Origin of the sequence: Proteus sp. G2673 (assembly GCF_009915125.1) — a bacterium.
Classification (GTDB): Bacteria; Pseudomonadota; Gammaproteobacteria; order Enterobacterales; family Enterobacteriaceae; genus Proteus; species Proteus penneri.
On record NZ_JAABLT010000008.1, the window covers coordinates 1 to 22,197 of the forward strand.

Below are 22,197 nucleotides of genomic sequence, written 5' to 3' on the forward strand. Positions count from 1 at the left end.
GTTGGGTAGGGGAGCGTTCTGTAAGCCTGCGAAGGTGTACTGTGAGGTATGCTGGAGGTATCAGAAGTGCGAATGCTGACATAAGTAACGATAATGCGGGTGAAAAACCCGCACGCCGGAAGACCAAGGGTTCCTGTCCAACGTTAATCGGGGCAGGGTGAGTCGACCCCTAAGGCGAGGCTGAAAAGCGTAGTCGATGGGAAACGGGTTAATATTCCCGTACTGGTGGTAACTGCGATGGGGGAACGGAGAAGGCTAGGTTGTCCGGGCGACGGTCGTCCCGGTTCAAGCATGTAGGCAGAGTGATTAGGCAAATCCGGTCACTTAATGCTGAGGTGTGATGACGAGCCACTAAGGTGGTGAAGCAATTGATGCCCTGCTTCCAGGAAAAGCCTCTAAGCTTCAGGTTACCAACAATCGTACCCCAAACCGACACAGGTGGTCAGGTAGAGAATACTCAGGCGCTTGAGAGAACTCGGGTGAAGGAACTAGGCAAAATGGTGCCGTAACTTCGGGAGAAGGCACGCTGGCGGTAAGTGAAGTCCCTTGCGGACGGAGCCGAAGCCAGTCGAAGATACCAGCTGGCTGCAACTGTTTATTAAAAACACAGCACTGTGCAAACACGAAAGTGGACGTATACGGTGTGACGCCTGCCCGGTGCTGGAAGGTTAATTGATGGGGTTATCCTTAGGGAGAAGCTCTTGATCGAAGCCCCAGTAAACGGCGGCCGTAACTATAACGGTCCTAAGGTAGCGAAATTCCTTGTCGGGTAAGTTCCGACCTGCACGAATGGCGTAATGATGGCCAGGCTGTCTCCACCCGAGACTCAGTGAAATTGAACTCGCTGTGAAGATGCAGTGTACCCGCGGCAAGACGGAAAGACCCCGTGAACCTTTACTATAGCTTGACACTGAACATTGAGCCTTGATGTGTAGGATAGGTGGGAGACTATGAAGTGTGGACGCCAGTCTGCATGGAGTCAACCTTGAAATACCACCCTTTAACGTTTGATGTTCTAACCTAGGCCCGTAATCCGGGTCGGGGACCGTGTCTGGTGGGTAGTTTGACTGGGGCGGTCTCCTCCTAAAGAGTAACGGAGGAGCACGAAGGTTGGCTAAGCATGGTCGGACATCATGCGGTTAGTGCAAAGGCATAAGCCAGCTTGACTGTGAGAGTGACGGCTCGAGCAGGTACGAAAGTAGGTCTTAGTGATCCGGTGGTTCTGAATGGAAGGGCCATCGCTCAACGGATAAAAGGTACTCCGGGGATAACAGGCTGATACCGCCCAAGAGTTCATATCGACGGCGGTGTTTGGCACCTCGATGTCGGCTCATCACATCCTGGGGCTGAAGTAGGTCCCAAGGGTATGGCTGTTCGCCATTTAAAGTGGTACGCGAGCTGGGTTTAGAACGTCGTGAGACAGTTCGGTCCCTATCTGCCGTGGGCGTTGGAAGATTGAGAGGGGTTGCTCCTAGTACGAGAGGACCGGAGTGAACGCACCACTGGTGTTCGGGTTGTCATGCCAATGGCATTGCCCGGTAGCTAAGTGCGGAAGAGATAACCGCTGAAAGCATCTAAGCGGGAAACTTGCCTCAAGATGAGTCTTCCCTGTCACCTTGAGTGACCTAAAGGAACGTTTAAGACTAAGACGTTGATAGGCTGGGTGTGTAAGCGTAGCGATACGTTGAGCTAACCAGTACTAATGAACCGTGAGGCTTAACCTGACAACACCGAAGGTGTTTTGTCTGAGAGACAAAGATGAATGAAGTAAGCTTGTTTAAGATTGAATATTGCTGGTTATGACGAGAAATCGAAGTAACGAGTAGTAAAATAGACCAGTTTGTCTGGAACAAACTGGAACAGTGCGGAGCACTGGCCCCAAAGGGGTGAGTCTCAGGAAGAGACGAATAATTAAAGAATTTAAAGAATTCTGCTTGGCGGCCATAGCGCAGCGGTCCCACCTGATCCCATGCCGAACTCAGAAGTGAAACGTTGTAGCGCCGATGGTAGTGTGGGGTCTCCCCATGTGAGAGTAGGGAACTGCCAGGCATTAAATAAGACGAAAAAGCCAACCCAATGGGTTGGCTTTTTTGCGTTTGGAGTTTTTAAATCTCAAAAAATGAGCCATCTATTCTATATTTAAGTTGTTAATAAGATAATTGCTAAATAATACCTTGGCTCCAACGAGAAAATTGCTCAATTCCCATTCGATTTAATATATAACGAAACCAAACACTGTAATTTTGTGCATTCTCTTCAATATCTTGATAAAGAGAATCGAGGGAGATCCAGCGGTAATTCATCACTTCATCTGGATTACTCTGGGGTAATTCGTTACTAAACCCAAGAAATAGATGATCAAACTCATGTTCTATAAGATCATCAGTCACTTTTTCGTTATACAGAATAGTTCCAATAGATTGCATATCACATTTCATGCCTAATTCTTCATTTAAACGACGATGAATGGCATCTGAAAGTAATTCGTTTGGAAGAGGGTGACTACAACATGTATTTGCCCATAAACCACCGGAGTGGTATTTGGATATTGCACGTTGTTGAATAAGTAATTGCTTTTTTGAATTAAAAATAAATATTGAGAAGGCTCGATGCAAGGCGCCTACAATATGAGCTTCAAGCTTTGGCATCGTTCCCAGCTCATTATCATTTTTATCTACGAGAATAACAGCGTCTTCCACAAGAAATCACCTTAATAAAATAATATATTGTTATATCGTGAATATAGCATGACTGTATATCAAATAACGATTCATTGTGTTGTTCTTTTTATGGCATCACCGTGATGATGCCTTTATTATCGTAATAAATACGTAGATAATCTGTTTTTCAAAAAATGTAAAATAACTATTTTTTTATATAAATTAAAAATAATTAACGAAAATGATTTAGATAATGATTATTAGAGAGTTTACTAGATTCATATTATGATGAGAGGTAATATGAAATACTAATTCTGCTATTGTGTGTAGCAAAATCTAAAATAAAGGAATTTAGTTATGTCATCTATATTACCTCGCTCTGTAACCTCACCAAAAAAATTCTTTATTGGTAGCCAATTACTGTCTTCTGTCGGTAAATATGTAAAAGATTTTGGTGATAACGCATTTATTATTAGTGATGAGTTTTTTTTAGAAAAAGTAACTAAAGAAGCCATTCCTTCTCTAAAAGAAAATAACATTGTTTCACTAGTTGAAAAATTTAATTACGAATGTACTGAGGCTGAAGTTAATCGCCTCGGTAAAATTGCGGTTGAAAATAAAGCGAACGTGATTATTGGTATTGGGGGAGGTAAGACATTAGATGTGTCTAAAGCCGTTGCTTATTATCAGCACATTCCTGTTATTTTATTCCCAACTATCGCTTCAACTGACGCGCCTTGTACTGCATTGTCTGTGTTATACAAAGAAAATGGTGAGTTTGATAAATATTTATTCTTGCCACAAAACCCGGACGTTGTTATTGCAGATACCGCTATTATTGCATCTGCCCCACAACGCTTTTTCTCAGCAGGTGTTGGTGATGCCCTAGCGACTTACTTTGAAGCTCGTGCTTGCTATCAAGCAGACGGCTTAAATTTGGTCAATCAACGTCCATCACGTACAGGTCTTGGCTTAGCACAGCTTTGCTTTGAAATGTTAAGTGAAAACATTGATAAAGCAATGGACGCTATTCGCCATAAAATTACCACTCCTGCATTAGAGCAAACTATTGAAGCAACAATCTACCTGAGTGGTGTTGGTGCTGAAGCCGGTGGCTTAGCTGCTGCTCATGCAGTAAATAATGGTATGTCAGCGGTTGAGTCTTTACACCGTGTTCAACATGGTGAAAAAGTAGTATTCGGTTTATTAACTCAATTAGTGTTAGAAAATGCACCACAAGAAGAAATTGATGAAGTGATCCGTATTATTAAAGCGGCAGAATTACCACTGACACTTGAAGATATGGGTATGAAAGAATTTATTGAAAGCGAATGGCGTACTGTGGCGAAAATTGCCTGTGCTGAAGGTGATACCATGGGCAATATGCCAATGAAAGTTACTGAAGATGATGTTTATAACGCAATGATCGCGGCTAACGCATTAGCTCATCGCTATAAATAATTCTTAGCTTGGCAAATGATTATCTTAAAACCCCAAATTTATTTTGGGGTTTTTCTTTAATCCAAGGTTGGATTCATGTGGGCAAGATCGAATGGTGTTATCTGATAAACATAGTAATTCAACCAATTTGAAAACAATAAATGCCCATGACTACGCCAAGAAGCGATAGGTTTTTTTCTTGGATCATTATTAGGAAAATAATTTTCTGGTAATTGAGGATCTAGCCCTGCTTTAACATCACGATGATATTCATCTGCTAGTGTATTGGGATCGTATTCTGGGTGCCCAGTTGCAAAGACAACTCTTTTATCTTTTGATGCAAACAAATAAGCGCCAGCTTCTTCTGAAGTCGCGAGGATCTCTAAATCAGTATTATTTTGAATAAGGTCGATAGGAAAACCAGCATAACGAGAATGTGGCGCAAAGAAAGTCTCATCAAATCCGCGAGTTAACAGTGAAAATGGTGAGCAAGTGTTATGATTATATACGCCTGAAATTTTTTGTTCTAGCGTGTATTTAGGCAGGCCGTATAAGATATTCAATCCAGCTTGAGCCGCCCAGCAAATAAAGAGTGTAGAAGTGACATGCTCTTTAGCCCATGTAATTACTTCTTTTATTTCATTCCAATAAGCCACATCTTTAAATTCGACTAGCCCTAATGGTGCGCCAGTGACGATAAGTCCATCGAAATTTTGTTCTTTAATTTGGTTAAAATCGCAGTAGAAAGTATCGAGATGCTCTACTGGGGTATTTTTAGGTATACGAGAGTCAATACGTAATAATTGAATATCAATTTGAAGAGGGCTATTAGAAAGTAATCGCAGAAATTGATTTTCTGTTTCTATTTTCTTTGGCATTAAATTAAGGATAAGCACTTTTAAAGGGCGAATATCTTGAATACTCGCTCTACTGGATGTCATAACAAAGACATTCTCTTTTTGTAAACAACTGACTGCGGGTAGCTCATCGGGTACTCTAATTGGCATTTTAATAACCTCTAAAAACATCTAGACATCTAGAAGCCCAAATTTAGCTAATAACCTTTTGAATGTCGAGGTCTTCATGTTGTATATGAAGAATATTCATATAAGAAAAAGCTATATAGCCAAAATTATCAAACATTAACATTCCTTTTCTCTGTCTATTATCGATCTCTTCCAGAGCTCTCGAATTATTTTGTAATTCTGATTTTTGTACAATAAAAAAACAACGATGTAATCACATTGTTAAAAATTATTTAAATAAAAATGGAATTCATTTTTGATTTTTGTAAAAACTGCATTAATCTTAATCAGGTGTGTAAACGCTTTTAGGGGAATGCAGAATGTCACAATCGTTAACTAAAGAAGAACTAAATTTTACGCAATCTTTTGGTAAACAGGAAAAAGAGATATTAAATCATGATGTTAAGTTGTTTTTAACTGACTTGTTAAATCACTTTTCAGATAGACGCCATACTTTATTAGCTGAAAGAGATAACTGGAAAAACAGAGTTGATAATGGTGAACTTCCTAATTTTATTTCGGAATCAGATTCCATTATAAACTCAGAGTGGAAAGTTAATCCCATACCTAAAGATCTTCAAGACCGTCGTGTTGAAATAACAGGGCCCGTTGATCGCAAAATGGTTATCAATGCATTAAATGCGAATGTAAAAGTCTTTATGGCGGACTTTGAAGATTCCTTAGCACCTACATGGGACAAAGTGATTGATGGTCAAATTAATCTGCGTGATGCCGTTAAAGGCACTATTTCTTATACCAATGAACAAGGTAAATGCTATCAACTTAAAGCGTCACCGGCAGTATTGATTGCCAGAGTAAGAGGACTCCACCTGCCCGAGAAGCATGTGCTATGGAAAGGGGAGCCTATTGCAGGGGGATTATTTGATTTTGCTTTGTATTTTTACCATAACCACAAAGCCCTATTAGAAAAAGGGAGTGGCCCTTATTTTTACATTCCTAAATTGCAAACATGGCAAGAGGCTAAATGGTGGAGCGATGTTTTTCATTTCACTGAAAAGCGCTTTGGTTTAGCAACAGGAACCATTAAAGCCACGGTATTAATTGAAACTTTACCCGCTGTTTTCCAAATGGAAGAAATTCTCTTTCATATGAAAGAGCATATCGTTGGACTTAACTGTGGCCGTTGGGATTATATTTTTAGCTATATCAAGACATTAAAAAATTATCCTGATCGTGTCTTACCTGATAGACAGGGGATCACGATGACTCAACCTTTCTTAAGTGCTTATTCGCGTTTACTGATCCAGACTTGCCATAAGCGAGGTGCTTTTGCTATGGGCGGAATGTCGGCGTTTATTCCAAGTCGAGATCCTGAGCAAAACGGCATTATTTTGAAAAAAGTATTTGATGATAAAGAACTTGAAGCAACAAATGGCCATGATGGCACTTGGATTGCTCATCCAGGCCTTGCTGAAACGGTATTATCTGCTTTTGATGCGGTATTGGGAGCTCGCTCTAATCAGCTCGATGTGCAACGTAATGAAAAAATAACGGCAGAAATGTTATTAGCACCTTGTACAGGTGAACGTACAGAAAAGGGCATGAGAGCTAATATTCGTGTTGCCGTGCAATATATCGAAGCGTGGATTTCGGGTAATGGTTGCGTACCTATCTATGGATTAATGGAAGATGCCGCAACGGCAGAAATATCGCGTACTTCTATTTGGCAATGGATCCGCCATCAAAAAACACTGTCTGATGGGCAAATTGTGACTAAAGATCTCTTTCGTAACATGTTGAAAGAAGAGCTTGAGGTGATACGCCAAGAAGTCGGTGATACTCGTTTTGAAGAAGGGCGTTTTAAAGAAGCGGCTTCTTTAATGGATAAGATCACAACCCAAGATGAATTAGTCGATTTTCTGACTTTACCGGGTTACCAACTTTTAAATTAAAAAAGATACGTCACAACGTATTTATAAACTGCAAACATCATCACTACCGTATTTATAGGAGCTGTTTTTATGACTATTAGTAGATCAGAGCAAATCGCCCAATTAGAGAAAGAGTGGGAACAACCCCGCTGGAAAGGTATTACCCGTCCTTATAGCGCTGAAGATGTTATTAAATTAAGAGGTTCGGTTAACCCAGAACATACCTTAGCACGACGTGGCGCTCAAAGGCTTTGGTCATCATTAAATGGAAAATCGAAGAAAGGCTATGTTAATGCATTGGGTGCTTTAACGGGTGGGCAAGCATTGCAACAAGCAAAAGCAGGATTAGAAGCTGTTTATCTTTCAGGGTGGCAAGTCGCTGCTGATGCAAACACGGCTGCAAGCATGTACCCTGATCAGTCGCTATATCCAGTTGATTCTGTTCCTAATGTTGTCCAACGTATTAATAATACCTTTAGACGTGCAGATCAAATTCAGTGGTCAAATGGCATTGGTCCTCAACATAAAGATTATATTGATTTTTTCCTTCCTATTGTGGCTGATGCAGAAGCTGGCTTTGGTGGCGTATTAAATGCCTTTGAATTAATGAAGGCGATGATTGAAGCGGGAGCAGCCGGTGTTCACTTTGAAGATCAGTTAGCCGCAGTGAAAAAATGCGGTCATATGGGGGGAAAAGTCTTAGTTCCAACCCAAGAAGCTGTCCAAAAGCTGGTTGCTGCACGTTTAGCCGCAGATGTGTCTGATGTGCCTACATTACTTGTTGCAAGAACGGATGCCGATGCCGCCGATCTCTTAACTTCAGACTGCGATCCTTATGATAGTTCGTTCTTAACTGGAGAACGCACACCTGAAGGTTTTTTCTGTACTCATGCTGGTATTGATCAAGCCATTAGCCGAGGGCTTGCTTATGCGCCTTATGCCGATCTGGTGTGGTGTGAAACATCGCTACCTGATCTGAAAATGGCAGCTAAGTTTGCTGAAGCTATTCACGATAAATACCCAGGGAAAATGCTGGCTTATAACTGTTCTCCTTCTTTTAACTGGAAAAAAAATCTTGATGATCGCACGATTGCGCATTTCCAAGATGAGCTTTCTGCAATGGGATATAAATTCCAATTTATTACTTTAGCGGGCATTCATAGCATGTGGTTTAACATGTTTGATTTAGCACATGACTACGCTAAAGGTGAGGGTATGAAGCATTACGTTGAAAAAGTACAAGAAAAAGAATTTGCTGCACTTAATCAAGGCTATACCTTCTCATCACATCAACAAGAGGTGGGAACAGGGTATTTTGATAAAGTCACGACGATTATTCAAGGTGGTATGTCTTCAGTGACGGCACTAACAGGCTCAACAGAAGAGCAGCAATTCTAAAGATCCAAAAATATTATTATCTGTTTTTGTGGTGATAATTCAGGAGCAGGATGCTCCTCTTTTTCGTGAGGTTGCTATGACGCCAGAAGATTTAATTGCTCAAACAATTTTACAAGGCTTTGATGCTCAATATGGTCGTTTCCTTGAGATAACGTCAGGAGCTCAATATCGTTTTGAGCAAGCGGATTGGCATGGTGTGCAAATCGCGATGAAAGAGCGCATCCGTTTATATGATAATCATGTTGGATTAGTGGTAGAGCAACTTAAATGTATTCGACATGACATTGATAAAGATAGTCTTTTTCTACAAAAGGTGAAAGAGAACTATACGCAATTATTGCCCAATTACCCTCGATTTGAGATTGCAGAGAGTTTTTTTAATTCTGTTTATTGTCGTCTGTTTTACCATCGTGAATTGAATAAAAAAAACCTCTTTGTTTTTTCATCACAGCCAGCTTATCGCTTTACACAAGCGCCTCGACCGTTATCAAAGCAGTTTGTTATTCAAAGTGATTTATCCGCATTACTGCAAGATATTTTATCACGCTTACCTTTACGATTGCCGTGGCAAAATAAGCAACGCGATATTCACTCTATTTGTAATGTACTTACCGCTCAGTTCTCTTCGGAACAATTACAGAGCGCAGTATTTCATATCGCAAATGAACTCTTTTATCGCAATAAAGCTGCTTGGCTGATAGGTAAAATTGTTATTGATAATCAATATATTCCGTTTCTATTACCTATTCATAATATTGAACAACAATTGTTGATTGATACTTGTTTGATAACCGCAGATGAAGCCAGTATTGTCTTTGGTTTTGCCCGTTCTTATTTTATGGTTTATGCGCCATTTCCTGCGGCATTAGTCGCATGGTTAAGAGATATATTACCGAGCAAATCTATTGCTGAGCTTTATATGTCGATAGGGTGTCAAAAACACGGTAAAACAGAATACTATCGTGAATACCTTGCCTTTATGAATTTTTCATCAGAGCAATTTATTGAAGCTCCTGGTGTAAAGGGTATGGTGATGTTGGTATTTACATTACCAACTTATGATCGTGTTTTTAAAGTGATCAAAGATAAGTTTGCACCACAAAAAACGATCACGGCGGAGCGTGTAAAAGAATGCTATCAATTGGTTAAAGAGCACGATCGTGTTGGACGAATGGCAGATACCCAAGAGTTTGAGAATTTTATAATCGAGAAGAAAAGAATTAGCCCTGAGTTAATGGCTGTCTTTGAACAGGAGATCCCCAATAAATTGGAAGATCTAGGTGATAAGCTACTGATCCGCCATCTTTATATGGAACGGAGGATGATACCACTCAATATCTATATGGAGCAGTGCGATGATAATCAACTTAAGGCTGTTGTTGAAGATTATGGACAAGCGTTGAAAGAGCTTATTGCTGCGAATATTTTTCCCGGTGATATGCTGTTTAAAAACTTTGGTGTGACTCGACATCATCGTGTGATTTTCTATGACTATGATGAAATTAGTTATATGACAGATATGAATTTTCGTGCGATCCCTCCTGCTCGTTACCCTGAAGATGAATTAGCGAGTGAGCCTTGGTATAGCGTTGCACTCAATGATGTTTTTCCAGAAGAATTTCGCTATTTTCTATGTAGTGATAAGCGAGTTTGCCACTATTTTGAAGCGCAACATCGTGAGCTTTTATCACCCGAATATTGGCAACAACGACAGCAAAAAATTAAAGATGGCTATATTGAAGATGTGTACGCTTATTCTCAAACTAAGCGATTTGCATATCAGGCAAAGTAAGCAAAAAATATGAATAGAAATAAAAGATAGGCGCAAAGGAAAGAACCTATCTTTATTGAATTTAAATCATCAAATTAATGCGTTGCCCCTGCAACGGCTTCTTTCGCTAATTCAGTAATACGCTGGAAATCACCTGCTTTCACCGCATCATTAGGCACTAACCAAGAACCACCAATACAAAGCACGCTCTCAAGTGCAAGGTAATTACGATAGTTTTCTGGCGAGATGCCACCAGTTGGGCAGAAGCGAATTGTTGAGAATGGTCCTGCAATTGCTTTTAAAGCCTTTACCCCACCATTCGCTTCTGCTGGGAAAAATTTAAATTCATTTAAGCCATAACTCATACCGAGCATTAGCTCAGAAACTGTTGAAATACCCGGAATTAAAGGGATTGTTCCAGCCACCGCAGCTTTGAGTAGCGCTTCTGTTAACCCTGGGCTAATAGCAAATTGAGCGCCTGCTTCAGTAACTTGTGCTAACTGTTGTGGATTAATCACGGTTCCTGCACCCACAATGGCTTCTGGGACTTCTTTCGCAATACGTCGAATAGCTTCAATCGCGCAATCTGTACGTAATGTGACTTCTAAAACTTTTACACCACCGGCGACTAATGCTTTTGCAACAGGGACTGCATCATCAATATGGTTGATAACAATAACAGGAACAACAGGCCCTGATTTTAGTACAGACTCTGCACTTGTATTCCAATGATTCATCATTTGTATTTCCTAATTAGAAAATGGTGAGCAAATGAATTAAATCTGCTCCTCGTTAGGCATTAAAACTTGTTGCCATTAAAAATCAATACAACAAGCACCTTGTTCAGCTCCGGATAAATGACGACGCAAATTCACAAACAGTTCACGGCCACAGCCTATATCGTTCGCACTTAAATCAGGCATCTTATCTTGGCGAGCATTGAGTGTTTGTTCATCAACAAGGAGTGTTAACTCACCTGTTTTACCATTAACACGAATGATATCACCATCACGTACTTTGGCTAATAAACCGCTATTTACAGCCTCTGGTGTAACATGAATTGCAGCGGGAACTTTACCTGAAGCCCCTGAAAGTCGACCATCTGTCACTAATGCTACTTTATAACCTTTATCCATTAATACACCTAAAGGTGGCATCAGTTTATGCAATTCAGGCATACCGTTAGCTTGCGGTCCTTGATAACGCACAACAACCACACAATCTTTATTTAGCTCACCGGTTTCAAATTTAGCGGCAATATCATGTTGGCTATTAAACACCACCGCAGGGGCTTCAATAATTTTATTTTCATCAGGTACGGCAGAAGTTTTCATTACAGCTCGACCTAAATTGCCTTGCATCACTTGTGTACCACCATGTGATGAGAATGGTGTATTGATATCAGCAATGACATCTTTATCTAAAGAGCTCGTTGTACCTTCGCGCCAATCCAGTTTACCCTCATTTAACCAAGGTTCTAAGGTATAACGCTCAATGCCAAACCCTGCAACAGTATTGACATCACGATGAATTAAGCCTTTTTTCAGTAGTTCACGAATAATCAGTGCAATACCACCTGCTGCTTGAAACTGATTGATATCGGCAGGACCATTAGGATAAATACGAGCAATAAGTGGCACAACTTGCGAAAGTTCAGAGAAATCATCCCAATTAATGATAATGCCAGCTGCGCGTGCCATGGCGACTAAGTGCATAGTGAGGTTAGTTGAACCACCTGTTGTGAGTAGCGCAATAATGCCATTAACAATGACTTTTTCATCAACTAACTGACCGATAGGAAGATAATTACCTGAGTTTTCTGTCAATCGTACAATCTGACTTGCCGCAGCATCTGTTAATGCATCACGCAATGGTGTATCTGGATGGACAAAAGAAGCGCCAGGTAGATGTAATCCCATCATTTCCATGACCATCTGATTTGAGTTCGCTGTACCGTAAAAGGTGCAGGTACCAATGCTATGGTAAGACGCTGCTTCGGCTTCTAATAAAGCATGGCGATCTACTTTACCTTCAGCATAGAGTTGGCGAATACGGACTTTTTCTTTATTGGGTAAACCGCTAGTCATAGGGCCTGCTGGAACAAAAATCGCAGGAAGATGACCAAAAGAGAGCGCTGCCATCGTCAGTCCGGGAACAATTTTATCGCAGATCCCTAAATAGAGTGCCCCATCAAACATATTATGGGATAAACCAACTGCCGCTGACATTGCAATCACATCACGACTCAGGAGCGATAACTCCATACCATCTTGTCCCTGAGTGACTCCGTCGCACATTGCCGGAACACCGCCTGCTACTTGTCCTACAGCACCAACAGCATGTAATGCTTTTTTAATTTTTTGAGGATAATTTTCATATGGCTGATGAGCAGACAACATATCATTGTAAGCCGTGATAATGGCAATATCATTATGAACCATATTTTTCAGGCGATTTTTGTCGTCAGCCTGACAAGCAGCGAAACCATGAGCCAAATTACCACAAGCCAATTGAGCACGATGTACAGTTTGGCTTTTTGCGGCTTCGATTTTTTTCAGATAAGCACGACGAGTTACATGTGAGCGAGCAATAATGCGCTCAGTCACCTGTTTTACTGTCTCATTAAGCGGAACAAAGTCGTTCTGAATTGGGTCATGGTTTTTAGGGGTCATAATGATGCTTCCTTTATTCACACAGGGTGATGAGCGTTACTATTGGCTATGAAAAGAGAGTATTTGAATTTAGCTATAGTATTTGTTACCGGTAACATTGTTACGGGTAACAAGAAGAGTTGCAATACTCTTAATGCGTCTTAAACAACATCTGTGATCAACATCAATTTTTTTAGGTGATAAATAACAGTTTTTTAATATTTAACGAATATAAAGCCGAAACTCTGTCTTTTTAAAAAGCTGAATCGGTTTAATTAAGGAGTTCCTTCCTCATTGTTTGGTAATGAGGAAGGTGAAAGAGAGGATCAGCTTTTTACCCCACCATATTCACGGCTAATTTGTTTTGCTGCTTTGATAACCATTGCGCCTAATTCAGTGATACGTGAATCAGTCATTCTAGAAACCGGGCCTGAAAGTGAAATTGCTGCAAAAGGCTGGTGGTGTTCATCATAAATACAAGCACCAATACAGCGTAAGCCTAAAGCATGCTCTTCATCATCGAAAGAAAAACCTTGTTTACGGGCTTGCTCTAAGTTTTCTTTTAGTGAAGAAGGGAGTGTTCGGGTGTGAGGTGTATAAGCCATTAAGCCTTTTTTCTGGAGCAAAGGCAGTAATTTATTTTCTGGCAACGTAGAAAGGAACGCTTTACCCGCACCGGATGCGTGCATCGGTAATTTACCGCCAATAGGCGCCGACATTCTCATTAGCGCGTTACATTGCACTTGATCGACAATCACGGCATCAAATTCAATTTGGTCAAGAATAGCCAGATTGACGGTTTCACCAGAATCTTCCATCAACTGACGCAAAATAGGATGCACCATGACCAAAAGATTACGAGTTTGTAGAAAGCTACTGCCAACAATAAAGGCGTGTGTACCAACAACCCACAATCCTAAATCACCAACTTGACGGACAAAACCATGTTGCTGAAGTGTCGTGAGTAAGCGGTGTGTTGTGGAATTAGGTAATCCAGCTTGAAAGGCGAGATCGGTTAGGGCGATACCACCCGGAGATTCGGAAATATATTCCAATAATGTCAGTCCTCGACTTAATGACTGAACGGGGCCTCCTTGTGTAGTGCTTTGAGTGGCAGTTGTTTTCGTCTTACGCACTTTTTTATTTGTAGGGGAAACTGTCATGTATACACTCCAGAAATGCTATCCATATTAGTATCTATTATGAACTATCCCGTGTAATAAAACTCCTCCGATCACTGCATTTTTCAAAACAATATGTGTGATAAGAAATATTTATTAAAAGTATTTATCACTAAGTGAAAATCTCTCATCTTCGTCTTAGAAATCTTTGCAAAAAGATATGGTAGGATAAAAAAACAACGAAAGAAAAATAAAGAAATAAGAATAAAAACATTCTCGATTAAGAGGAAGCAACGTGGCAAACATAAAACAACAACTGGTGGAAGCATTAGAAAAACGCATCTTAGTACTTGATGGCGCAATGGGGACAATGATCCAGCAATATCAACTAACAGAAGCTGATTATCGAGGTGAACGTTTTGCTGATTGGAATTGTGATGTTAAAGGAAATAATGATCTTTTAGTGTTAACACAGCCCCAGATTATTGCGGACATACATGATGCTTATTTTCAAGCGGGTGCTGATATTGTTGAAACCAATACCTTTAACTCAACTTCCATTGCGATGGCTGATTATCACATGGAGTCACTCTGTTTCGAGCTAAATGAAGAGGCTGCAAAATTAGCAAAAGCCTGTGCAGATAAATGGAGTGCTTTAACACCTGATAAACCGCGTTATGTCGCGGGTGTGTTAGGGCCAACAAACAGAACGGCATCTATATCCCCAGATGTTAATGATCCGGCTTTTCGTAATGTTTCGTTTGATAAGCTGGTAGAAGCTTATCGAGAAGCAACGCGCGGATTAATTAAAGGCGGTGTTGATTTAATTATGGTCGAAACTATTTTCGACACACTAAACGCGAAAGCCGCTATTTTTGCGATTAAATGTGAATTTGAATCGCTCAATATTGAATTACCTGTGATGATATCTGGCACCATTACAGATGCATCAGGGAGAACCTTAACAGGGCAAACAACAGAAGCGTTCTATCACTCTTTACGTCATGCTGATGCACTCTCATTTGGTCTAAACTGCGCGTTAGGGCCTAAAGAATTACGTCAATATATTCAAACACTTTCACAAATTTCTGAAACTTATGTTAGTGCTCACCCTAATGCTGGTTTGCCTAATGCATTTGGAGGCTATGATTTAGATGCTCAAGAAATGGCTGAGCAAATTAAAGAATGGGCGCAAGCGGGTTTTCTCAATATTGTAGGGGGATGTTGTGGAACAACACCTGCACATATTCTTGCCATTTCACAAGCAGTAGAAGGTATCGCACCAAGAGTATTACCGACTCTTAAGAAAGCGTGTCGTCTTTCAGGTTTAGAGCCTTTAGTGATTGATGATAATTCACTGTTTGTAAATGTGGGGGAACGAACTAACGTCACAGGTTCTGCGAAATTTAAGCGCTTGATAAAAGAAGGCAATTACCAAGAAGCATTGGATGTTGCACGTCAGCAAGTTGAAAATGGTGCTCAAATCATCGATATCAACATGGATGAAGGCATGTTAGATGCGGTGGAAGCTATGACACGTTTTCTCAATCTTATTGCAGGTGAGCCTGATATTGCCAAGGTTCCGGTGATGATCGACTCTTCAAAATGGGAAGTAATAGAAGAGGGACTAAAATGCATTCAAGGCAAAGGCATTGTTAACTCTATTTCGATGAAAGAAGGAGAAATACCTTTTCTTGAACACGCTAAATTGGTGCGTAAATACGGTGCCGCTGTTGTTGTTATGGCGTTTGATGAAGTGGGGCAAGCGGATACTCGAGAGCGTAAAATCGAAATCTGTCGTCGAGCTTATCAGTTATTAACAGAGCAAGCAGGTTTTCCACCTGAAGATATTATTTTTGATCCTAATATTTTTGCCGTTGCGACTGGTATTGCTGAACATAATAATTATGCTGTTGATTTTATTGACGTCTGTGCAGATATTAAATCTCAACTACCTTATGCCTTAATTTCTGGTGGGGTCTCTAACGTTTCATTCTCATTTCGGGGTAACGATCCTGTTCGTGAGGCTATTCACTCCGTTTTTCTCTATTATGCCGTCAAAAATGGTATGGATATGGGAATTGTGAATGCAGGGCAACTTGCCATTTACGACTCATTACCAGATGAACTGCGTAATGCGGTTGAAGACGTCATTTTAAATCGCCATGAAGAGAGCACCGACAATTTATTAGCACTTGCTGAGCGTTATCGCGGAAGTAAAAGTGATGAGCAAAATCATCAGTTAGCAGAATGGCGACAATGGGATGTAGAAAAACGCTTAGAATACGCGTTAGTAAAAGGGATCACCGAATTTATTGTTGAAGATACGGAAGCTTGTCGTCAACAAGCATCAAGCCCAATTGAAGTCATCGAAGGGCCATTGATGAATGGTATGAATACAGTGGGTGATTTGTTTGGCGAAGGCAAAATGTTTTTACCCCAAGTTGTGAAATCAGCTCGTGTGATGAAACAAGCGGTTGCTTATCTCGAACCTTATATTCAAGCGACAAAACAAGCAGGTACTTCCGCAGGTAAAATTTTACTCGCTACCGTAAAAGGGGATGTTCACGATATTGGTAAAAATATTGTCGGAGTTGTTTTACAGTGCAATAACTACGACATTATCGATTTAGGTGTGATGGTGCCTTGCGATAAAATTTTGCAAACAGCAATTGATGAAAAAGTCGATATTATTGGTCTTTCAGGGCTGATCACACCTTCACTGGATGAGATGGTGAATGTTGCTAAAGAGATGGAAAGGCGCGGTTTTTCTTTACCATTAATGATTGGTGGAGCAACAACATCTAAAGCGCATACGGCAGTAAAAATAGAACCCAATTACAGTCATCCTACCGTTTATGTACAAAATGCATCGAGAACTGTAGGTGTTGTTGCCGCACTATTATCTGAAACACAAAAAGCGGATTTTGTTGCAAAAACACGGCGTGAATATGAAGTCGTACGCCAGCAATATGCCAGAAAAAAACCTCGTACGCCTCCTGTTTCTTTAGAAGCTGCACGACAGAATGCGCTACAAATTGATTGGCAAAATTACATACCACCAAAGCCTAATCAATTAGGCGTGCAGGAGATCGCTGCAAGTATTGAAACCTTGCGTGAGTATATCGATTGGACACCTTTCTTTATGACGTGGTCTTTAGCGGGTAAATATCCTCGAATTTTAGAAGATAACGTGGTGGGCGAAGAAGCAAAACGTGTATTTGCCGATGCAAATGCGATGCTGGATAAATTAAGTCACGAAAAATTATTAACACCAAAAGGAATTGTTGGGTTATTTCCTGCAAATCGTGTCGGTGATGATATTGTGATTTATCGCGATGAAACTAGGCAACAACCGTTGTTATATAGCTGCCATTTACGTCAGCAAACAGAGAAAAAAGAGTTTCCTAACTACTGTTTAGCCGATTTTATTGCTCCTGTAGAAAGTGGTGTTCCTGACTATTTCGGTGCTTTTGCTGTAACAGGAGGGTTAGAAGAAGACACGCTCGCCAATGCTTATGATAATGCTCATGATGATTACAATAAGATTATGGTGAAAGCATTATCAGACCGTCTTGCTGAAGCTTTTGCGGAATACCTTCACCAACAAGTGAGAACAAAAATTTGGGGATATAACCCTGATGAAGCTCTCTCTAATGACGAGCTTATTCGAGAAAAATATCAAGGAACACGACCTGCACCGGGATATCCGGCTTGTCCTGAACACACAGAAAAAGCCAAAATTTGGCAACTGCTTGATGTTGAAAATCGTATTGGTATGAAGCTAACAGATGCTTATGCAATGTGGCCAGGTGCTTCAGTATCCGGTTGGTATTTTAGTCATCCTGAAAGTAAATATTTTGCAGTTGCTCAAATTCAAAAAGATCAGGTTGACGATTACGCAAAACGTCGAGGGATGAGTGTTAGTGAAGTTGAACGTTGGTTAGCGCCTAATTTAGGGTATGAGTCTTAATTTGTCTTTATTCTAAGATCTCAACAATATAATAATCTAGAGGGGATAGCGATATCCCCTTGTTATTTCCTCTCGCAGTTCCCATTAAAGGTGTATAAGCTATAAGCCTGTATCAGAAAAAAGGACATGACGATGAACTATACTTTGTACCTTCAGAAAACCCCACCTGCTGGCGTTGAGGTGCCGTTTCCTTCTTTAGCAAAAGGGAATTATCCATTAAGTGAAGTTTTAATTAATGCTTTTTTAAATCTGATGCAATTAACAGGAAGTTTAGATACAGAGGCAATTTTAGACGAAAAAGCATTTGACAATATTTGGCTAAAAGCAGAAATGACGCCTGCACGAATTGAAGAAGTTGGAGACTATATTTATCATAAAATTCCTACTTCTCCTGAGCCTGTTGATGAAGAAATTGTGTTATTTAAGCAAGCCATGAAAGAAGAAGAAGCGTTATTAGCCAAAGAAAGTGACAAAGAAGGTCATATTCCTATTCATAAATTTGCCACTAATGATGGTTGGATTGTCACTCCGAATGAGTGTGAAATCATTGCAGTTACGCTTACCGCTAAGTTACTAGAAGATAACCGAGTTTTTGTTGAGAAAATTGCAAAGATGTCTCATCTAGCTCATCGTTCTTTAGAAATTGCTTTAATTGATTTTGGTAAATTTAACCAATTTGCGAAAAAATATGGCGGTTATCGAGTCTATTAAAAAAATAAAGTATTTTTAATGTAACGTATGAAAAGTAGAAGAGAAATAATGTATTATCTCTCTTCTATATCTTGAAATTAGTCATTAATTAAAACAGTGTATCATGTAATTTACGCACAATATTATCCGCATCTTTCCCATCAACCAATAAGCATAAATTATGGGTACTTGCGCCGTGACTTATCATTCGAATATTGTAGCTTTCTAATGCGCCAAAAATCTGGCTTCCTAAGCCATTCACTTGTGAGAGTGAATTACCGATAATCGCAACCAGAGCCAAATTTTCTTCTACTTCAACACGACATAATGCGGATAGTTCCGTTAAGAGCGCATTGGTTAATAAACTACCTGATGCGCTGGTGGTACCTGTTGTATCGAGGGTTAACGCAATGCTTACTTCAGATGTGGTTATCACATCAACAGAGATATGATGACGCGATAAAATAGTAAATATTTCTGCTAAAAAACCGCGTGCATGAAGCATTTTCAGGCTATGTAACGTGAGTAAAGTTTGTTTTCTACGTAGCGCAATCGCGCGAAATACAGGTGGATTTTCTGTTTGAGCACAAACTAATGTGCCACCTTCTTCGGGGGCTTTACTTGAGCCAACAAATACAGGAATACCACTACGAACTGCGGGTAATAATGTCGCAGGATGCAAAATTTTAGCGCCAAAAGTTGCCATTTCTGCGGCTTCATCAAAGGCAATTTGATCAATACGATGTGCCTCTGGCACTATTCTTGGATCAGTGCTGTAAATACCCGGTACATCCGTCCAGATATCTACACGAGACATTCCCAGCGCCTCACCAATCAGAGCAGCCGTATAATCACTACCACCACGACCTAGCGTTGTTGTTCTACCTTTTGGCTCTTGACCAATAAAGCCTTGTGTGACAATCACTGTTTCCTCTAAACGAGGTTGAATAAGGCTTTGTGTGAGCTCTGTTAATTGCATCATATCGGGTTCAGCATGGCAAAACAGATCGTTGGTTTTCATCACTTTTCTGACATCAAACCAGTCTGCTTGTACACCTTTTTCACGCAATAGTTCAACAAAGAGCAATGTCGACATTAATTCACCGTGGCTGACTAATTCATCTGTTAATGCATCAGATGTGGCAAGTGACGCTGCTTCTGAGAGCATCTCAATATTCTCAAGCAGGCGATTTATTTCTTGAGAAATAATTTCTGGCTGAGAAAGCTGATTGATAATCGCATACTCAATATCACGCACTTGTGAGAGTAAAGCTTCTCGTTGTGAAAGTTCAGTCCCTGATGCAAGTTCAATTAATAAATTAGTTATTCCCGCAGATGCCGAAAGAACGACGACACGAACTGATTTTTGTTTAAGAATAATATCTGCACACTTTTCCATTGCTGAATAGTTAGCAACACTAGTGCCACCAAATTTAGCGATAGTGTATGGCGATGATGCAGATGAAGGCGTAGCAGTATTATCAGTCATTGTCGTATTCCTTTAGGCAAAAATGAGATGTTGGACACAACTTAGAAATATCGGTTATTAAGTAGAGAGTCAATGTAGAGTGAAGAATAATCAATTTAATTAATAATCAGCTCTGCATTATCGGTTTTACCTATGAAAGTAATTAGTACTAGATTTGTTGAATGGTTTTGACCAATATCATCAAATGAGAAAGAATTGACTGTAACTATTAAATGTCAGGCTACAATCTGAGAATATCAGATTGTAATCTTAAGAGAGTATTGTGAATGAAAAATGTAAACCCAACCCAAACACTCGCCTGGAAGGCATTAGAAAACCATTTTTCGGTTATCAAAGATACCGAGATGAAAACACTTTTTGCTCAGGAACCATCACGCTTTGAGCAATTTTCAAAAGTATTTTCAGACCAAATTCTAGTGGATTTTTCAAAAAACCGTATTACGAAAGAAACATTAGATAAATTGCAGGCTTTGGCTAAGGAATGTGACGTAGAAGGTGCGATACATAGCATGTTTACGGGTGAAAAAATCAACCGTACTGAAGATCGTGCTGTATTGCATACCGCATTACGTAATCGTAGCAATACTCCCGTCATCGTTGATGGCAAAGATGTCATGCCAGAAGTTAATGCCGTGCTGAATAAAATGAAACAGTTCAGTGAACGTATTATTAGTGGCGAATGGAAAGGTTATACAGGCAAAGCAATTACTGATGTTGTGAATATTGGTATCGGTGGATCCGATCTCGGCCCTTATATGGTAACAGAAGCATTACGTCCGTATAAAAACCACCTTACTATGCATTTCGTTTCGAATGTTGATGGTACACATATTGCCGAAACACTGAAAAAATGTGATCCCGAAACGACATTATTCTTAATTGCGTCAAAAACATTTACCACACAAGAGACCATGACAAATGCGCATTCAGCAAGAGATTGGTTCTTAGCATCAGCGAAAGAGAGTGCTTTTGTCGCTAAACATTTCGTCGCGTTATCTACGAATAGCACCGAAGTTGAAAAATTTGGTATTGATACGGCCAACATGTTTGAGTTTTGGGATTGGGTCGGTGGTCGTTATTCATTATGGTCAGCAATTGGTTTATCTATCGCGTTATCTGTTGGTTATGACAACTTTGAGCAATTACTGGAAGGTGCTCATGCAATGGATAACCACTTTAGAACCGCTGATGCTGAAAATAACATCCCAACAATCCTTGCACTGATTGGCATTTGGTATAACAATTTTTTTGGTACAGAAACTGAAGCGATTCTGCCATACGATCAGTACATGCATCGTTTTGCTGCTTACTTCCAACAAGGCAATATGGAGTCAAATGGTAAGTATATTGATCGCGATGGAAATAAAGTCAGTTACCAAACAGGGCCTATTATTTGGGGCGAACCGGGTACAAATGGCCAACATGCGTTTTATCAACTGATCCATCAAGGTACAAAAATTATCCCTTGTGATTTTATTGCACCTGCAATTAGCCATAATCCTCTATCTGATCATCATGCAAAACTGATGTCTAACTTCTTTGCTCAAACAGAAGCACTCGCTTTTGGTAAAACTCGTGAGCAAGTTGATGCTGAATTTGCCGCAGCAGGAAAAGATCCTAAAACCATGGACTATGTTGCACCTTTTAAAGTATTTGAAGGTAATCGACCAACAAACTCTATTTTATTAAAAGAAATTACGCCTTATTCATTGGGGGCATTGATTGCCATGTATGAACATAAGATCTTTGTACAAGGTGTTATTTTCAATATCTTCACGTTTGACCAATGGGGTGTTGAATTAGGTAAACAGCTAGCTAACCGCATTCTTCCTGAATTAGAAGGTAAGGAAAGTGTTAACAGCCATGATAGCTCAACAAATAATCTGATTAATCGTTATAAAGCATGGCGTTAATCGAATAAACTGAATATAAGTAGTCGGTTAGATACAAAGGAGGTTTTTATGGCCTCCTTTATTTTTCGAATGTTTCGTGCTCAATCTAATTTTCTTTTAACGCTTTTTTAGATTATTTATGCGAAATGTTATCAGCTTTTAACTTCCCTGAGTCACATCATGATATCCTTATGA

At 40.0% G+C, this 22,197-nt stretch carries 13 protein-coding genes and 2 rRNA genes; 9 read left to right on the forward strand and 6 right to left on the reverse strand.

Annotated features, from left to right (window positions below):
• A 23S ribosomal RNA gene (locus tag GWI59_RS04085) occupies positions 1–1,724 on the forward strand; the annotation flags it as partial.
• Positions 1,725–1,933: 209 nt separating this feature from the next.
• A 5S ribosomal RNA gene (rrf, locus tag GWI59_RS04090) occupies positions 1,934–2,049 on the forward strand.
• A 113-nt stretch (positions 2,050–2,162) separates the two neighbouring features.
• Here rrf and idi read toward each other — a convergent pair.
• Positions 2,163–2,699: an isopentenyl-diphosphate Delta-isomerase gene (idi, locus tag GWI59_RS04095; RefSeq protein WP_161724036.1), complete on the reverse strand. Its 537-nt coding sequence runs from the start codon at positions 2,697–2,699 to the stop codon at positions 2,163–2,165.
• A gap of 318 nt (positions 2,700–3,017) precedes the next feature.
• On the opposite strand from idi, the gene GWI59_RS04100 reads away from it, so the two are divergent.
• Positions 3,018–4,121, forward strand: a complete 1,104-nt coding sequence (locus tag GWI59_RS04100; RefSeq protein ID WP_072065201.1) for a glycerol dehydrogenase — start codon at positions 3,018–3,020, stop codon at positions 4,119–4,121.
• A gap of 56 nt (positions 4,122–4,177) precedes the next feature.
• Here GWI59_RS04100 and metA read toward each other — a convergent pair whose 3' ends face one another.
• Positions 4,178–5,107: a homoserine O-acetyltransferase MetA gene (metA, locus tag GWI59_RS04105; RefSeq protein ID WP_161724038.1), complete on the reverse strand. Its 930-nt coding sequence runs from the start codon at positions 5,105–5,107 to the stop codon at positions 4,178–4,180.
• Between the two features lie 338 nt (positions 5,108–5,445).
• On the opposite strand from metA, the gene aceB reads away from it, so the two are divergent.
• The 3 genes from aceB to aceK all read left to right on the forward strand — a co-directional run bounded on the left by aceB (position 5,446) and on the right by aceK (position 10,207).
• The gene (gene aceB, locus GWI59_RS04110; RefSeq protein WP_161724040.1) at positions 5,446–7,038 is read left to right on the forward strand and encodes a malate synthase A; all 1,593 of its coding nucleotides are present in this window, start codon (positions 5,446–5,448) and stop codon (positions 7,036–7,038) included.
• Positions 7,039–7,107: 69 nt separating this feature from the next.
• Positions 7,108–8,415 carry an isocitrate lyase gene (gene aceA, locus GWI59_RS04115; RefSeq protein ID WP_072065199.1) on the forward strand — a complete coding sequence of 436 codons (1,308 nt, stop codon included), beginning with the start codon at positions 7,108–7,110 and terminating at the stop codon, positions 8,413–8,415.
• A 76-nt stretch (positions 8,416–8,491) separates the two neighbouring features.
• Entirely contained in the window at positions 8,492–10,207 is a 1,716-nt protein-coding gene (gene aceK / locus GWI59_RS04120) for a bifunctional isocitrate dehydrogenase kinase/phosphatase (protein ID WP_161724042.1), read from the forward strand.
• A 74-nt stretch (positions 10,208–10,281) separates the two neighbouring features.
• On the opposite strand, the gene GWI59_RS04125 is transcribed toward aceK, so the two are convergent.
• From GWI59_RS04125 to iclR, 3 genes are all read right to left on the reverse strand, one after another.
• On the reverse strand, positions 10,282–10,923 hold the full coding sequence (locus GWI59_RS04125) for a bifunctional 4-hydroxy-2-oxoglutarate aldolase/2-dehydro-3-deoxy-phosphogluconate aldolase (protein ID WP_161724115.1): 642 nt from the start codon (positions 10,921–10,923) through the stop codon (positions 10,282–10,284).
• Between the two features lie 78 nt (positions 10,924–11,001).
• On the reverse strand, positions 11,002–12,858 hold the full coding sequence (edd, locus tag GWI59_RS04130) for a phosphogluconate dehydratase (RefSeq protein ID WP_161724044.1): 1,857 nt from the start codon (positions 12,856–12,858) through the stop codon (positions 11,002–11,004).
• Between the two features lie 305 nt (positions 12,859–13,163).
• Positions 13,164–14,000, reverse strand: a complete 837-nt coding sequence (gene iclR / locus GWI59_RS04135; RefSeq protein WP_109400135.1) for a glyoxylate bypass operon transcriptional repressor IclR — start codon at positions 13,998–14,000, stop codon at positions 13,164–13,166.
• 253 nt (positions 14,001–14,253) lie between these two features.
• Here iclR and metH point away from each other — a divergent pair, with 253 nt between their 5' ends.
• Positions 14,254–17,931, forward strand: a complete 3,678-nt coding sequence (metH, locus tag GWI59_RS04140; protein WP_161724046.1) for a methionine synthase — start codon at positions 14,254–14,256, stop codon at positions 17,929–17,931.
• A 132-nt stretch (positions 17,932–18,063) separates the two neighbouring features.
• Positions 18,064–18,642: a hypothetical protein gene (locus GWI59_RS04145; protein WP_229096596.1), complete on the forward strand. Its 579-nt coding sequence runs from the start codon at positions 18,064–18,066 to the stop codon at positions 18,640–18,642.
• A gap of 88 nt (positions 18,643–18,730) precedes the next feature.
• On the opposite strand, the gene lysC is transcribed toward GWI59_RS04145, so the two are convergent.
• Positions 18,731–20,110, reverse strand: a complete 1,380-nt coding sequence (gene lysC, locus GWI59_RS04150) for a lysine-sensitive aspartokinase 3 (RefSeq protein WP_161670912.1) — start codon at positions 20,108–20,110, stop codon at positions 18,731–18,733.
• Positions 20,111–20,376: 266 nt separating this feature from the next.
• Here lysC and pgi point away from each other — a divergent pair, with 266 nt between their 5' ends.
• On the forward strand, positions 20,377–22,023 hold the full coding sequence (pgi, locus tag GWI59_RS04155; protein ID WP_109400131.1) for a glucose-6-phosphate isomerase: 1,647 nt from the start codon (positions 20,377–20,379) through the stop codon (positions 22,021–22,023).
• Positions 22,024–22,197 lie beyond the last annotated feature (174 nt).